The 15513-nt window shown below is 39.9% G+C and carries 13 protein-coding genes and 2 rRNA genes; 14 read left to right on the forward strand and 1 reads right to left on the reverse strand.

All coding sequences use genetic code 11. The annotated features are described in order from the left end of the window. Positions 1-313: 313 nt before the first annotated feature. From T479_RS00220 to rsmI, 12 genes are all read left to right on the forward strand, one after another. Positions 314-3241 (forward strand): 23S ribosomal RNA (locus tag T479_RS00220). A 185-nt stretch (positions 3242-3426) separates the two neighbouring features. Beyond that, positions 3427-3542 (forward strand): 5S ribosomal RNA (gene rrf, locus T479_RS00225). Positions 3543-4038: 496 nt separating this feature from the next. Next, positions 4039-5463, forward strand: a complete 1425-nt coding sequence (locus T479_RS00230) for an aminotransferase class I/II-fold pyridoxal phosphate-dependent enzyme (protein WP_025218324.1) — start codon at positions 4039-4041, stop codon at positions 5461-5463. 17 nt (positions 5464-5480) lie between these two features. Next, positions 5481-6110: a dTMP kinase gene (gene tmk, locus T479_RS00235; protein ID WP_025218325.1), complete on the forward strand. Its 630-nt coding sequence runs from the start codon at positions 5481-5483 to the stop codon at positions 6108-6110. A gap of 281 nt (positions 6111-6391) precedes the next feature. Beyond that, on the forward strand, positions 6392-6721 hold the full coding sequence (locus tag T479_RS00240; protein ID WP_024362572.1) for a cyclic di-AMP receptor DarA: 330 nt from the start codon (positions 6392-6394) through the stop codon (positions 6719-6721). Positions 6722-6816: 95 nt separating this feature from the next. Next, positions 6817-7257: a YaaR family protein gene (locus tag T479_RS00245; protein WP_024362573.1), complete on the forward strand. Its 441-nt coding sequence runs from the start codon at positions 6817-6819 to the stop codon at positions 7255-7257. Positions 7258-7415: 158 nt separating this feature from the next. Then, positions 7416-8420 carry a DNA polymerase III subunit delta' gene (holB, locus tag T479_RS00250; RefSeq protein ID WP_024362574.1) on the forward strand — a complete coding sequence of 335 codons (1005 nt, stop codon included), beginning with the start codon at positions 7416-7418 and terminating at the stop codon, positions 8418-8420. Continuing rightward, positions 8413-9228, forward strand: coding sequence for a PSP1 domain-containing protein (locus tag T479_RS00255; protein WP_024362575.1), 816 nt, complete (start codon positions 8413-8415; stop codon positions 9226-9228). Before holB ends, T479_RS00255 begins: the two co-directional genes overlap by 8 nt. 27 nt (positions 9229-9255) lie before the next feature. Beyond that, positions 9256-9612 carry a DNA replication initiation control protein YabA gene (yabA, locus tag T479_RS00260; protein ID WP_024362576.1) on the forward strand — a complete coding sequence of 119 codons (357 nt, stop codon included), beginning with the start codon at positions 9256-9258 and terminating at the stop codon, positions 9610-9612. A 63-nt stretch (positions 9613-9675) separates the two neighbouring features. Further along, positions 9676-10425, forward strand: coding sequence for a tRNA1(Val) (adenine(37)-N6)-methyltransferase (locus T479_RS00265; RefSeq protein ID WP_024362577.1), 750 nt, complete (start codon positions 9676-9678; stop codon positions 10423-10425). Further along, positions 10409-10672 (forward strand): GIY-YIG nuclease family protein, encoded by a 264-nt coding sequence (locus T479_RS00270; RefSeq protein WP_024362578.1) that lies wholly within the window; start codon positions 10409-10411, stop codon positions 10670-10672. Before T479_RS00265 ends, T479_RS00270 begins: the two co-directional genes overlap by 17 nt. Beyond that, positions 10669-11544: a 16S rRNA (cytidine(1402)-2'-O)-methyltransferase gene (gene rsmI / locus T479_RS00275; RefSeq protein WP_024362579.1), complete on the forward strand. Its 876-nt coding sequence runs from the start codon at positions 10669-10671 to the stop codon at positions 11542-11544. The genes T479_RS00270 and rsmI overlap by 4 nt, the downstream gene beginning before the upstream one ends. A gap of 269 nt (positions 11545-11813) precedes the next feature. Here the strand turns inward: rsmI and T479_RS00280 are convergent, their stop codons facing one another. Further along, positions 11814-12092, reverse strand: a complete 279-nt coding sequence (locus T479_RS00280; RefSeq protein WP_024362580.1) for a transition state genes transcriptional regulator AbrB — start codon at positions 12090-12092, stop codon at positions 11814-11816. 347 nt (positions 12093-12439) lie between these two features. On the opposite strand from T479_RS00280, the gene metG reads away from it, so the two are divergent. Further along, positions 12440-14416 carry a methionine--tRNA ligase gene (gene metG / locus T479_RS00285; RefSeq protein WP_025218326.1) on the forward strand — a complete coding sequence of 659 codons (1977 nt, stop codon included), beginning with the start codon at positions 12440-12442 and terminating at the stop codon, positions 14414-14416. 253 nt (positions 14417-14669) lie between these two features. Next, entirely contained in the window at positions 14670-15440 is a 771-nt protein-coding gene (locus tag T479_RS00290) for a TatD family hydrolase (protein WP_024362582.1), read from the forward strand. Positions 15441-15513: the final 73 nt, after the last annotated feature.

Raw genomic sequence — 15513 nt, forward strand, 5'->3', positions numbered from 1 at the left:
TCAGTTTTGAAGGTTCATCATTACGATGAAATACTTCAAAACTGTGCTCCTGTCGCTACGCTTTCGTCGCAAATTTGCGAAGAAGTAGAAACAGGTAGTGAATTTGTTCTTTGAAAACTGGATAAAACGACATTGAAATTGTAACAAACACATTTATTTTTTTAAGTTTTTTATAGGCTTAATAACGAAATAGGGTTTCAAGACACAAGCAGTTCTAGGAAGCGAACGAGTGAATGAAGGAGCGTACTTACGTACGTGACTGATTGAACGAGAGAAGCTGACAACGAAATGCGCAGTGGATTGGAAGCCGATAGGTTAAGTTATTAAGGGCGCACGGCGAATGCCTTGGCACTAGGAGCCGAAGAAGGACGGCACTAACACCGATATGCTTCGGGGAGCTGTAAGTGAGCTTTGATCCGGAGATTTCCGAATGGGGGAACCCACTACGTTTAATCGCGTAGTATCTTGACGTGAATACATAGCGTCTTGAAGGCAGACCCAGGGAACTGAAACATCTAAGTACCTGGAGGAAGAGAAAGAAAAATCGATTCCCTGAGTAGCGGCGAGCGAAACGGGAAGAGCCCAAACCAAGAGGCTTGCCTCTTGGGGTTGTAGGACACTCTATACGGAGTTACAAAGGAATGAGTTAGATGAAGCGACTTGGAAAGGTCCGCCAGAGCAGGTAAAAGCCCTGTAGTCGAAAGTTCGTTCCCTCCAGAGTGGATCCTGAGTACGGCGGAACACGTGAAATTCCGTCGGAATCCGGGAGGACCATCTCCCAAGGCTAAATACTACCTAGTGACCGATAGTGAACCAGTACCGTGAGGGAAAGGTGAAAAGCACCCCGGAAGGGGAGTGAAAGAGATCCTGAAACCGTGTGCCTACAAGTAGTTAGAGCCCGTTAATGGGTGATAGCGTGCCTTTTGTAGAATGAACCGGCGAGTTACGATTACGTGCGAGGTTAAGCTTTAGAAGGCGGAGCCGCAGCGAAAGCGAGTCTGAATAGGGCGAATTAGTACGTGGTCGTAGACCCGAAACCAGGTGATCTACCCATGTCCAGGGTGAAGGTGAGGTAACACTTACTGGAGGCCCGAACCCACGCACGTTGAAAAGTGCGGGGATGAGGTGTGGGTAGCGGAGAAATTCCAATCGAACTTGGAGATAGCTGGTTCTCTCCGAAATAGCTTTAGGGCTAGCCTCGTGATGAGAATACTGGAGGTAGAGCACTGTTTGGACTAGGGGGCCATCCCGGTTTACCGAATTCAGACAAACTCCGAATGCCAGATATTTATACACGGGAGTCAGACTGCGAGTGATAAGATCCGTAGTCAAAAGGGAAACAGCCCAGACCACCAGCTAAGGTCCCAAAGTAATCGTTAAGTGGAAAAGGATGTGGCGTTGCACAGACAACCAGGATGTTGGCTTAGAAGCAGCCATCATTTAAAGAGTGCGTAATAGCTCACTGGTCGAGTGACGCTGCGCCGAAAATGTATCGGGGCTAAACGATTCACCGAAGCTGTGGATTGACATCTACGATGTCAGTGGTAGGAGAGCGTTCTAAGTGCGTTGAAGTCAGACCGGAAGGACTGGTGGAGCGCTTAGAAGTGAGAATGCCGGTATGAGTAGCGAAAGACGGGTGAGAATCCCGTCCACCGTATGACTAAGGTTTCCTGAGGAAGGCTCGTCCGCTCAGGGTTAGTCGGGACCTAAGCCGAGGCCGATAGGCGTAGGCGATGGACAACAGGTTGATATTCCTGTACCACCTCCTCACCGTTTGAGAAATGGGGGGACGCAGTAGGATAGGGTAAGCGCGCCGTTGGTTGTGCGCGTCCAAGCAGTAAGGCGTGTGTGTAGGCAAATCCGCACACTGTAACGTTGAGCTGTGATGGCGAGTCCGTATGGACGAAGTTCCTGATTTCACACTGCCAAGAAAAGCCTCTATCGAGGTGAGAGGTGCCCGTACCGCAAACCGACACAGGTAGTCGAGGAGAGAATCCTAAGGTGTGCGAGAGAACTCTCGTTAAGGAACTCGGCAAAATGACCCCGTAACTTCGGGAGAAGGGGTGCTCTTGAGCGTGCAAGCGCATGAGAGCCGCAGTGAATAGGCCCAGGCGACTGTTTAGCAAAAACACAGGTCTCTGCAAAACCGTAAGGTGACGTATAGGGGCTGACGCCTGCCCGGTGCTGGAAGGTTAAGAGGAGTGGTTAGCGCAAGCGAAGCTGCGAATTGAAGCCCCAGTAAACGGCGGCCGTAACTATAACGGTCCTAAGGTAGCGAAATTCCTTGTCGGGTAAGTTCCGACCCGCACGAAAGGCGTAACGATCTGGGCACTGTCTCAACGAGAGACTCGGTGAAATTATAGTACCTGTGAAGATGCAGGTTACCCGCGACAGGACGGAAAGACCCCGTGGAGCTTTACTGTAGCCTGATATTGAATTTTGGTACAACTTGTACAGGATAGGTAGGAGCCAGAGATCTCGGAGCGCCAGCTTCGAAGGAGGCGTCGGTGGGATACTACCCTGGTTGTATTGAAATTCTAACCCATGCCCCTTAGCGGGGCAGGAGACAGTGTCAGGCGGACAGTTTGACTGGGGCGGTCGCCTCCTAAAAGGTAACGGAGGCGCCCAAAGGTTCCCTCAGAATGGTTGGAAATCATTCGTAGAGTGTAAAGGCACAAGGGAGCTTGACTGCGAGACCTACAAGTCGAGCAGGGTCGAAAGACGGGCTTAGTGATCCGGTGGTTCCGCATGGAAGGGCCATCGCTCAACGGATAAAAGCTACCCCGGGGATAACAGGCTTATCTCCCCCAAGAGTCCACATCGACGGGGAGGTTTGGCACCTCGATGTCGGCTCATCGCATCCTGGGGCTGTAGTCGGTCCCAAGGGTTGGGCTGTTCGCCCATTAAAGCGGTACGCGAGCTGGGTTCAGAACGTCGTGAGACAGTTCGGTCCCTATCCGTCGTGGGCGTAGGAAATTTGAGAGGAGCTGTCCTTAGTACGAGAGGACCGGGATGGACACACCGCTGGTGTACCAGTTGTCTTGCCAAAGGCATCGCTGGGTAGCTATGTGTGGACGGGATAAGTGCTGAAAGCATCTAAGCATGAAGCCCCCCTCAAGATGAGATTTCCCATTACGCAAGTAAGTAAGATCCCTCAAAGACGATGAGGTAGATAGGTTCGAGGTGGAAGTGTGGTGACACATGGAGCTGACGAATACTAATCGATCGAGGACTTAACCAAAAAGTTTGAAACATTCAATGAACCGTTTATCCAGTTTTGAAAGAACAACCTTTCATAAAAGGGTTTCAAGATACGAGTAGTTCGCGGAAGCGATTGAGAGAAGGAAGGAGCGTACGTCTGTACGTGACTGACTGAACGAATGAAGCTGACAAAGAAATACGATGTATATTGAAAGCCGTAAATAGTCTAGTGATGATGGCAAAGAGGTCACACCCGTTCCCATACCGAACACGGAAGTTAAGCTCTTTAGCGCCGATGGTAGTTGGGGGCTTCCCCCTGTGAGAGTAGGACGTCGCTAGGCAACTTAAAAAGACCGAAGAGAAATCTTCAGTCTTTTTTTATTTGAAATCCTAACGTATCCAAAGCGCTAAAGAAACAATCACACATTGTAATATCATGATTAGTTGCTTAGCCCAAAAAGTATGAGCATGTGTATCGTTAACCTGAGAAAACTATTGGAGAATGAGTGACATCATACATCAATAGAGACGGTAAGAAATAGATAGAGGTATTGTAAATGGTGAAAGTGATGAAAAAGTGATACTTAAAGAATTTGCTATATTGAGAGGGGCCATTCTTTTTTAGGAATAAGAGAGAAGTTTCTGCATTTTGCTGTCCCAACTAAATTATTGGTACTTTTTGAATCGTTGTAGCAGTTGGAATGAAAACCAAATGCTGTTTTATGGTTATTCTTGCATCTTAAATCTTAAGCTATCCTATTTTATAGGATAGCTTTTTTATCGTGCCATAATCCCGTATAATTAAAGAATATAATAAACGAAAAAGGGTGTCTTGTTTTGCAAAAGAAAAAGCCAATTGTAGAAGGTTTAGAGCGTTTTCGACAACAACAAAATATATCCTTTCATGTACCAGGGCATAAACATGGAGAATTTTCTCGTTTACCACAGGCTTTTAAAGATGTTATGCGCTACGATGTAACAGAGTTACCAGGAATGGATGACTTGCACTATCCTGAGGGAATGATATTAGAGGCTGAAAATTTACTAGCTGAAACATATGGTGCGACGAAAAGCTTTTTTTTAGTAGGTGGCTCAACAGTTGGGAATTTAGCGATGATATATGCTACATGTAAAAGAGGCGATACGATCATTGTACAACGTAATGCTCATAAATCTATTTTTCATGCAATTGAGCTTGTTGGAGCAAAGGCTGTTTATGTTTCTCCACTTTGGGACGACCGAACATTAACTGCAACACATGTTTCCTATCACGATCTAAAACAGGCAGTTGATGAGTATCCAGACGTTAAGGCAGTGGTTTTAACGTATCCAACATATTACGGTATGATATCTAAAGAACTATCGCAGCAAATAGCATATTGTCATGAAAAAAACATTCCCGTTTTAGTAGATGAAGCGCACGGGGCTCATTTTAATGCTTGTTCTTTATTCCAGCCATCTGCTTTAACCTTCGGCGCGGATGTTGTTGTGCAGTCAGCGCACAAAACATTGCCCGCTATGACCATGGCTTCTTTTATGCATGTGAACTCACAATTAGTGAATGTTGATAGTATCCATCACTATTTACGCATGTTACAATCCAGCAGTCCATCTTATATATTGTTAGCTTCTTTGGATGATGCACGCTATTATATACAGACATATATGGAGAGCGATGGTGCATATATAATAGAGAAAAAAAATCAATGGGTCGATGCATTACGTTCAATTGGTTCGCTTGAAGTCATCGAGGTAGATGACCCTATAAAGTTATTGCTTCGTGTTAAAGGTTATAGTGGCTATCAACTACAGGAAGCATTAGAAGCGAAGCAGGTATATGCAGAGCTTGCCGATGCTCATCAGGTATTACTTGTATTGCCACTTTTAAAACAAGGGTATAGCTTTCCATTTGCAGAGATTCGTGTTCGTATAAAAGAGGCTGTGACAGCATTATTAAACACTGAAAAAACAGAAATACAAGCCGTTTCGCACAATGCCTATAGTTTCACGGCTATTACGGAACCAGCATATTCATTTGATGAAATTGCAAATATGAAGAAGGAATGGCTACCCTACATGCGGACAATGGGACGTACGGCTGCAAGTATGATTATTCCTTACCCTCCTGGCATCCCATTACTCGTTCCAGGAGAAAAAATTACGGTGGCTAAACTAAGTCAGTTAGAGGAATTACTTGCAACAGGTGCAACATTTCAAGGAAATCACAGGTTAGAGGAAAAAATGATCGAGGTCATTAAATAGTTGGAGGCAATAACAGCATGAATTGCAATTTATTTATTACATTTGAAGGTCCAGAAGGTGCCGGGAAAACAACCATAATTAAAAAAATAGCTGAACGATTAGCACAAGAAAATATAGATGTTTTAGCAACGAGAGAACCTGGAGGCATTGAAATCGCCGAAAAAATTCGAACAATCATTTTAAATCCCGCGCACACAGCAATGGATGAACGGACGGAAGCATTGTTGTACGCAGCAGCGAGAAGTCAGCATTACTTTGAAAAAGTACGTCCTGCTTTAGATGCTGGGAAAATGGTTATTTGTGATCGATTTATTGATTCATCGTTAGCTTACCAAGGATATGCACGTGGCATCGGTGTAGATGAAGTACTATCAATTAATGAATTTGCAATTGGTAAAAAATTACCCGATTTAACTATCCTATTTGATATTTCACCAGAGGTTGGTTTAGCGCGTATACACGCACATGGGGATCGTGAAGTAAACCGCCTTGATGTTGAAAGCTTGGCCTTTCATCAAAAGGTGCGTGAGGGATATTTACAATTAGTAAAACGATATCCAGAACGTATAAGAGTTATTAATGCCGACCAAAGTATGGAGCATGTAGTTGAAGATGTATGGACAATAGTGTATAAGGCAATGCAGTAAAAACATGAAGTTAACTACCATATTGTGATATAATGGTAACATCTGATGACCCATTTACTGCATCGGATAAAAGAAAACTTTACCTTATAAGTGCTAAGAAGAATGCAATGTGCCTACTTTCATCTAATACGCGTATGAACAAAGACAAATTGTCGCAAAGATTTTTTAACATGAATGTTGTTAGCGTCCTTTTCGTTCTAAGTGTGGATTGAAATTGTTAGTAGATGTTGCTGTTTTGAATAAATTCTATCAAGGCCAATTATATAAAGGGGTGAGTGCGAATGAAGTTAGTCGTAGCTGTTGTACAAGATCAGGATAGTAGCCGCTTATCGAATGCTTTAACGAAAAATCAGTTTCGCGCAACAAAATTAGCGAGTACAGGGGGTTTTTTACGCTCTGGTAATACGACGTTTCTAATTGGAACAGAAGACTCTCTCATACCCAAAGTTTTAGATATTATCCGTGATAATTGTCGAGCACGGGAACAATTGGTTGCACCCGTGTCGCCATTAGGTGGTAATGCAGATTCCTATATCCCATATCCAGTGGAGGTAGAGGTAGGGGGCGCTACCGTCTTTGTTTTACCAATCGAACAATTTCACCACTTTTAACAGTATTTAATATTTAGTGAGCATTGCCAAACTGGCAGTAAAAATTCATAACTATAGATGACATTGATAATAAAGCAATTGGGGGCGAATGAAGCTTGAAGATCAATCAAGATATACGTGTCGGGATCAATACTAATCGTAAGGAGCCTCTACAAAATAATAATCAAAATAACCGATTTGGTGATATGGTCGTCAAGCAAGGCTCCAAATTGCAAACCGAACAACTAACACGATTGTTGGGGGATATTTCAACTGCTGGTGACCGTGTCGCAAGATCCCGTAATTTGCGAGAGCTTGCTCGTTTTAAAATGCTTGTGAAGCGTTTCTTACAGGAAACTGTAGAGCATGGTATGGAATTAAAACAATCGCATACATGGAATCGTTTTGGTGAAGGAAGACGATTGAAAATCATTGAGACAATTGATACGCGTCTTGTGGAGCTTGCACAAGATATTTTAGATGAAGAAAAGGAAGCGATTGACCTTCTTGACAAAATTGGCGAGATTAAAGGTCTATTAATTAATTTATATATGTAAAACCCGTGTCTTGTTCACTTGTAGGCGCGGGCTTTTTTCAAATTTGATCAGTAGGACTCCTTACTATCACAATTGGTAAAGCGTTGCTTCTACCAAAAATAAATTTACATGTACAAGTCCAAAAGGCTTTATAGATATAGGAAGGAATATAATAAAAAATGGCGAAGAATGTTGAAGAGCTTTTCACACTACAGCCAGTCGTAATGAAGCAGCTTCAAACGATTTTTGACAAAAATAGATTAGCCCATGCATACATTTTTGATGGCGAAAAAGGAACAGGGAAAGTGGATATTATGCATTTTTTTGTAAAATTAATGCTATGTGAACATCCACATGAAAATGTTCCATGTGAAACATGTCGAAATTGCAGACGTGTTGATTCGGGAAATCATCCGAATATTCACGAAATCTATCCGGAAGGTCAATTTATTAAAATTGATCAAATACGTGATCTTATTTCTGAGATGAAAATGATGGGTGTTGAGCAAGGACGTAAAATTTACGTTCTGCATCATGCAGATCGTTTAAATATAGCATCTGCTAATATGATTTTAAAATTTTTAGAGGAACCCGATGGAGAAGTTACGGCTATTTTGTTAACAGAGCAGATGCAATCAATATTACCTACTATTCGTTCGCGCTGTCAGCATATTAAGTTTCAAAAGATGCCGCGTCAATTGTTGTTAAAGCATTTGCAAGAAAATGACGTTCCCCACTCCATGGCTTCTACGGTTAGCATGATGACGAACGAGCTCGAAACCGCTATTTTTTTAGCAAAAGATGAGCAGTTTGCACAGGCTCGAAAAACAGTGTTAAAATTAGTAGAGGCAATTCGCCAAAATGTACATGAAGCTATGATAGTTGTACATGAGGAATGGTTGCCACTATTTAAGGAAAAAAGCGAAATGGAGCAAGCATTGGATTTACTACTATTTGCTTACCGTGATATAGTGTCAATAAAAGCTAATCCCGAAGCAGCTTGTACTTATCCAGACATGTTACAGACTTTTAAAGAAGCTGCGTTACATTCGACTTTTGAACGCCTATCTAGTCAAATGGAGTCCATTTTACAGGCGCGTGCATCTTTACAGCGTAACATGAATAGGACGTTATTGATGGAGCAGCTAATGCTAAATCTGCAGGAGGGATATACATTTGTATAATGTAGTAGGAATCCGCTTTAAAAAAGCGGGTAAAATATATTATTTCGATCCAGCATCATTTCTACTAGAGGACAGTCAATATGTCATTGTAGAGACAGCTCGTGGTGTAGAATACGGGAAAGTAGTTGTCCCTCAAAAAGTAGTAGGGGAAAATGATGTCGTATTGCCACTTAAACAAGTACTACGACCAGCAGATGAACGTGATCGTATTCAAGTTGAAGAAAATGCGATAGAGTCAAAACGTGCATTTGAGCTAGCAAATGCAAAAATTATAGAACATAAACTAGAGATGAAACTTGTTGATGTTGAATATACATTTGATCGCAATAAAATAATCTTTTACTTTACGGCAGAAGGTCGTGTTGACTTCAGGGATTTAGTAAAAGATTTAGCATCTGTTTTTAGAACGCGTATCGAGCTCCGCCAAATTGGTGTTCGAGATGAAGCAAAATTATTAGGTGGTATTGGTCCTTGTGGCCGAATGCTATGCTGTTCAACATTTTTAGGTGATTTTGATCCGGTGTCTATTAAAATGGCAAAAGATCAGAATTTATCTTTAAACCCATCTAAAATATCTGGGTTATGTGGTCGTTTAATGTGCTGCTTGAAGTATGAAAACGATGAATACGAAGAAGCAAAAGAGGGTATGCCGGATATTGGTGAAATGACAATGACACCAGATGGCCGTGGGAGAGTTGTTGGTTTAAATGTGCTAGAGAGACTTATTCAAGTATATTTACAGGAGCAAGAGCGCACGGTTGAGTATACGCTCGAAGAACTGCTAGCATGCGAAAAAAATCTTATATAAGATAGAGAATTTAACGAGGTGGCTTGGGTGAAGGACCGTAATTTCTTAGATACCGTTATGGAGTTCGAACAACAGCTCGAAGCAATGCAGGCGCAATTTGGTGCATTGAAGCAATTTGTAGCGTTAATGATGGAAGAACATAAGGCACTCGAAACAGAAAATCATCACCTTCGTACACGTCTAGAAGAACTACTTTCTAAAGAGAACACCGTACAGGCTACAGATGAGAAGAAAGAGAATCCATTAGATATTGGCGAGGGATATGATAACTTAGCACGTCTATACCAAGAGGGCTTCCACGTTTGTCATGTTCATTTTGGAAGTTCACGTAAAGGTGAAGATTGTCTGTTTTGTCTATCATTTTTAAATAAGCAAAATGTGTAATAGAAGACTGATTCCCGCTTCGGTGGTATCAGTCTTTTGTTTTGTATAGTAGGAGGAAGGCTCATGGAAAATTGGTTGAAGGATGATGAAAGGTTAGATTATTTGTTGGCAGAGAATTTACGTATTATTCAAAGCCCATCTGTCTTTTCTTTCTCATTGGATGCAGTGTTACTTTCGAAATTTGTCAATGTACCTTATCATAAAGGGGAAATAGTGGATTTATGCTCAGGCAATGGTGTTATTCCGTTATTTTTAAGTGCTAGAACGAAAGGGCATATTACGGGTGTAGAATTACAGCCTCGTTTATTTGATATGGCAGAGCGAAGTATTCGGTATAATAACCTAGCGCAACAAATCAATATGGTACTTGGGGATGTAAAGGAAATTCCATCTCAATTAGGAATAGAAAAATATGATGTAGTGACTTGTAATCCGCCATATTTTTTAGCGCATGAAGCAAGTGATAAAAATTTATCCGAACATTACGCGATAGCACGACATGAGTTACATTTAACACTCGATGAAGCAGTGCAATCGGCAAGTAGATTATTAAAACAAGGTGGAAAAGCAGCATTTGTACATCGCCCTGGTCGGTTATTGGATATTGTCACAGCTATGCGAGCAAATCGATTAGAACCAAAACGCATGCAACTGATTTATCCGAAAGTAGGGAAGGAAGCCAATACTTTATTAATAGAAGCAATAAAGGATGGTAAACCAGATTTGAAAATATTACCCCCACTGTATGTCTATGATTCAAATAATGAATATACAGCTGAAGTGAGAGCAATGCTTTATGGACAAAACGAATAGTCATTTCTTTTATGTGTTAGAATGTGCGGACAAGACTTATTACGCAGGTTATACAAATAATGTAGAAAAGCGTGTTGCCGCACATAACGCAGGGAAAGGTGCCAAATATACACGGGCTAGAGGACCAGTTGAATGTATTTATGTCGAAGCTTTCGACACAAAACAAGAAGCGATGCGGGCAGAATATGCTTTTAAGCAGTTAACACGGGCGCAAAAAACGAACTATATAGGGAGGGATAAATCGTGAAATCACAAAAAAGTACGATGCACGATCATCAAGGACATTTATATCTTGTAGCAACACCCATTGGCAATTTAGAGGATATGAGTGTACGTGCACTACGTATTTTAAAGGAAGCGGATGTGATCGCTGCTGAAGATACACGGAATACAAAGAAGCTTTGCAACTATTTTGATATTGAAACACCACTTGTAAGTTATCACGAACATAATATTGATGCCGGGGGAGAGAAGCTACTAAGTTTTTTACGTCAAGGAAAGACGGTGGCATTAGTAAGTGATGCTGGTTTACCTTGTATTTCGGACCCAGGGGCAGATATTGTGAGTAAGGCAATTGCCGAAGGAATAGCTGTAGTACCAATTCCAGGTGCAAATGCCGCAATTTCTGCTTTAATTGCTTCTGGTTTAACACCACAACCCTTTTTCTTTTACGGGTTTTTAAATCGTGGAAAAAAAGAGAGACGACAACAATTAGAGCAATTAAAAAAAAGACAAGAAACCATCTTATTTTACGAGGCTCCCCATCGTTTAAAAGAAACACTAAAGGATATGGAATTAATTCTTGGTAATCGCCGCATTGTGCTGGCGCGTGAACTGACAAAAAAATTCGAGGAGTTTCTTCGTGGTACTATATCAGAAGCGGTGGAATGGTCTCAAACCGAAGAAATCCGTGGAGAATTTTGTATTGTTTTAGAAGGAAATCAAAATGCAGAAGAAGATATGCAAGAAGATGTATATTGGATTGACATGAATGTTGTGGAACATGTCGATTATATTATTGCCGAATCAGGCGTTACTTCTAAGGAAGCAATAAAAGAGGTAGCGAAACTGCGCCAAGTAGCGAAGCGTGATATTTATAACGAATACCATAGTGAGTGAGTATGAAAAGGTTGTCTCCACGGAGGCAATCTTTTTTATTCGCAACAAACAATATTTACCAAATCATAACAATTGAGAATGATTATCCTTATTAAAATGCAAATGTTTAAATTGATAATAATTGTAAAAGCGAGTAATCTTATTAAAAGAGGTCTGACATGGACATTATATGGGAAGTATATATAATACTTTACCATTATAAAAAGAAATTTTTATTAAATAATAAAAACACCTAAACCGCTGTTGTCGATTTAGGTGCAGGAAAGGGTTTATTTTTTTAAGCTAGATTGGATTTCTTTCATCAGCATTTCTGCGCCTTCAGGGCTTAAAATTAATTTGCCTCCAACTAGACGGAAGTTATCATCAGAAACTTCACCAGTAACAGCACAAGTCATGTTTGGCATATATTTTTTTAGGATGATTTTGTCATCATCTACGTAGATTTCTAAAGCGTCCTTTTCAGCGATACCTAATGTACGACGAAGTTCGATTGGAATTACCACACGACCTAATTCATCGACTTTACGAACAATACCTGTTGATTTCATAATTATTTTTCCTCCTATAAGTAAAAGTTATATTTGTGTTTCGTCAAATTTCGACATAATTTCCTTGTCTGATAGTTATCATACCAAGTAATGCCATAAACGTCAATTAATTAATACAGTAATTATTTCTTGTTTGTAAAAATTTTTGAGGAGAAAACTGTTATTTGTACGTTTTTAAAAGGTTTTTATTATAGATTTTATTTTATAGTAAAAAAGCTTCTTATAAAAGACATTAAATGGATTAATATAATATTCGACATTTTTCGCATTCGATAAACTTTCATTGAAACGAATTTCGTACTTCGATAGAATAGATATTATACTGTGAAACATTGGAGGCAGTTCTCGTGAGCGAACAAAACAAAACATTCTATATAACAACCCCGATTTACTATCCAAGTGGAAAATTTCATATTGGTACTGCGTATACGACAGTAGCGTCTGATACGATTGCACGTTACAAACGTTTACGTGGCTATGATGTACGTTTCTTAACTGGGATGGACGAGCACGGACAAAAGATTCAAGAAAAAGCTGCAGAAGCTGGCAAGCATCCTCAAGAATATGTAAATGAGATAGCCGAGGCAGCGAAAAAACTTTGGGCATTAATGGATATTTCTTATGATGATTTCATTCAAACAACGGAAGAACGTCATAAAAAAACTGTCGAAAAGATTTTCCAAAAGTTTTTAGACAACGGCGATATTTATAAAGGTGAGTATGAAGGATGGTACTGTACCCCTTGTGAGTCATTCTTTACTGAAACGCAATTAGAAGATGGAAAGTGTCCAGACTGTGGTCGCGCTGTACACAAAGTTAAAGAAGAATCTTACTTCTTTAATATGAAGAAATACGCAGATCGCCTACTCGCTTATTATGAAGAAAATTTAGAATTCATCGAACCGGAATCTCGTAAAAACGAAATGATTAATAACTTTATTAAACCAGGGCTTGAAGATTTATCAGTTTCACGAACTTCATTTGATTGGGGCATTAAAGTACCGGGAGATCCAAAACACGTAATTTACGTTTGGGTAGATGCGTTAACAAATTATATTACCTCTTTAGGTTACTTATCAGAAGATGAAACGTTATTTAATAAATATTGGCCAGCCGATGTACATGTTGTAGGAAAAGATATCGTACGTTTCCATACAATCTATTGGCCGATATTCTTAATGGCTCTTGATTTACCATTACCTAAAAAAGTGTTCGCGCATGGATTTATTATGATGAAAGACGGAAAAATGTCGAAATCAAAAGGAAATGTTATCTATCCTGAAATGTTAATCGAACGTTATGGATTAGATGCAACACGTTACTTCCTATTAAGAGAGTTACCATTTGGCTCAGATGGCGTATTTTCACCAGAATCATTTGTGGAGCGAACAAATTTTGATTTAGCTAATGATTTAGGTAATTTATTAAACCGTACAATTTCTATGATTAATAAGTATTTTGATGGCAATATTCCTATAGAAAATCTTCAATCGACAGAATTTGATGAGGCATTAAAAGTGCATGCAGAAACTGTACGTATTAAATATGAAGAAAGTATGGAAAAAATGCAATTTAGTGTTGTATTAGCTGACCTTTGGACACTAGTATCTCGTACAAATAAATACATTGATGAAACACAGCCTTGGGTACTTGCAAAAGAAGAAGCAGATAAGCCAAAATTAGGGGCTGTTATGCGGAATTTGGCAGAGAGTTTACATCATATTGCCGTTATGTTACAACCATTTATGACATCTACACCGACACGCATATTGCAACAATTAGGATTAGACGACAAATTTTTATCATGGGAAACAATTGAAACATTCGGTAATACTATTCCAGCAAACATTAAAGTGGTAGAAAAAGGTACACCAATTTTCCCACGTTTAGATAGTGAAATTGAAATTACTTACATTCGTGAAGAAATGCGCGGCTCTGTAAAAACTTCTCAAGAAGAAGAACCAAGCACAGAATCAAAAGTTGTGGAAATTCCAGAAATTCCAGAAATATCTATTGATGATTTTATGAAAGTAGACTTACGTGTGGCAACGGTTACAGCATGTGAACCGATTCCGAAAGCGGATAAATTATTAAAGCTTCAAGTTGACCTTGGATATGAGCAACGCCAAGTAGTTTCGGGAATTGCTAAGTATTATACTGCGGAAGAGCTAGTCGGACAAAAAGTGATTGTTGTTGCAAATTTGAAACCTGTAAAATTACGTGGTGAATTATCACAAGGGATGATTTTAGCGGGTGAAAAAGATGGAATTTTAAAGCTAGCCTCTGTTGATCCAAAACTTGAAAATGGTGCAAAAGTAAAATAAAAAATGCAGTATGGCCTGTTGAGTAGAAAATATTCAGCAGGCCATTCTAAATTTGGACTATTATTCGGCTAAAAGTTATTTTACTATAACTTATGCAACGCGTAAATTGACGAATTTTAGGTACATGGTAATAGTTTTGCCGAATATTTATAAGTGTATTGTCACAATACTAATTTGTTTGTAACAAAATTGTAATGCAGATGAAAAATATGAAATAATAATCTTTAATAAAATCAAGGTTAGGGGAATGACAATGTTTATCGATACACATGTACATTTGAATGCAGAGCAGTATCAAGAAGACTTACAAGAAGTCATAGATCGAGCTCTTGAAGCAAAGGTTGAAACCATGGTAGTTGTAGGTTTTGATCGTAAAACGATTGAAAAAACAATGGAATTAGTAGAACAATACGATTTTATTTATGGTGTGATTGGTTGGCATCCAGTAGATGCTATTGATTGCACTGAAGAAGATTTACAATGGATTGAGGAATTGGCAGCACATCCTAAAGTCGTTGGAATTGGTGAAACAGGTTTAGATTATTACTGGGATAAATCACCAAAGGATGTTCAGCAAGCTCTTTTTCGCAAGCAAATTCATTTAGCGCAAAAAGTAAATTTACCAATTATCATTCATAATCGAGATGCGACAGCAGATGTTGTGGATATTTTACGTGAAGAGAATGCTGCTTCTGTTGGAGGCGTTATGCATTGCTATAGCGGAAGTGTAGAAACAGCACGTCAATGCATCGCAATGAATTTTATGATTAGTCTTGGCGGACCGGTGACTTTTAAAAATGCTCGCATGCCGAAAGAAGTAGCAACAGAGATACCTTTAGAGCACTTGATGATCGAAACAGACGCGCCATATCTAGCTCCACATCCTTATCGTGGTAAGCGTAATGAACCAGCATTGGTGCCATTAGTTGCAGAAGAAATTGCACGTTTAAAAGAAATACCAATTGAGGAAGTTGCCAATGTAACGACTGCCAATGCAAAAAAATTTTTTAGGATTGACGTTTAACTAGCTAAAGTGCCTCCAATACTGTGTTTGCGGTTGGCTAAAATAGCATGGTCAAATTTTTTTGAAATACATT

Source organism: Lysinibacillus sphaericus (assembly GCF_000600105.1).
Classification (GTDB): domain Bacteria; phylum Bacillota; class Bacilli; order Bacillales_A; family Planococcaceae; genus Lysinibacillus; species Lysinibacillus sphaericus.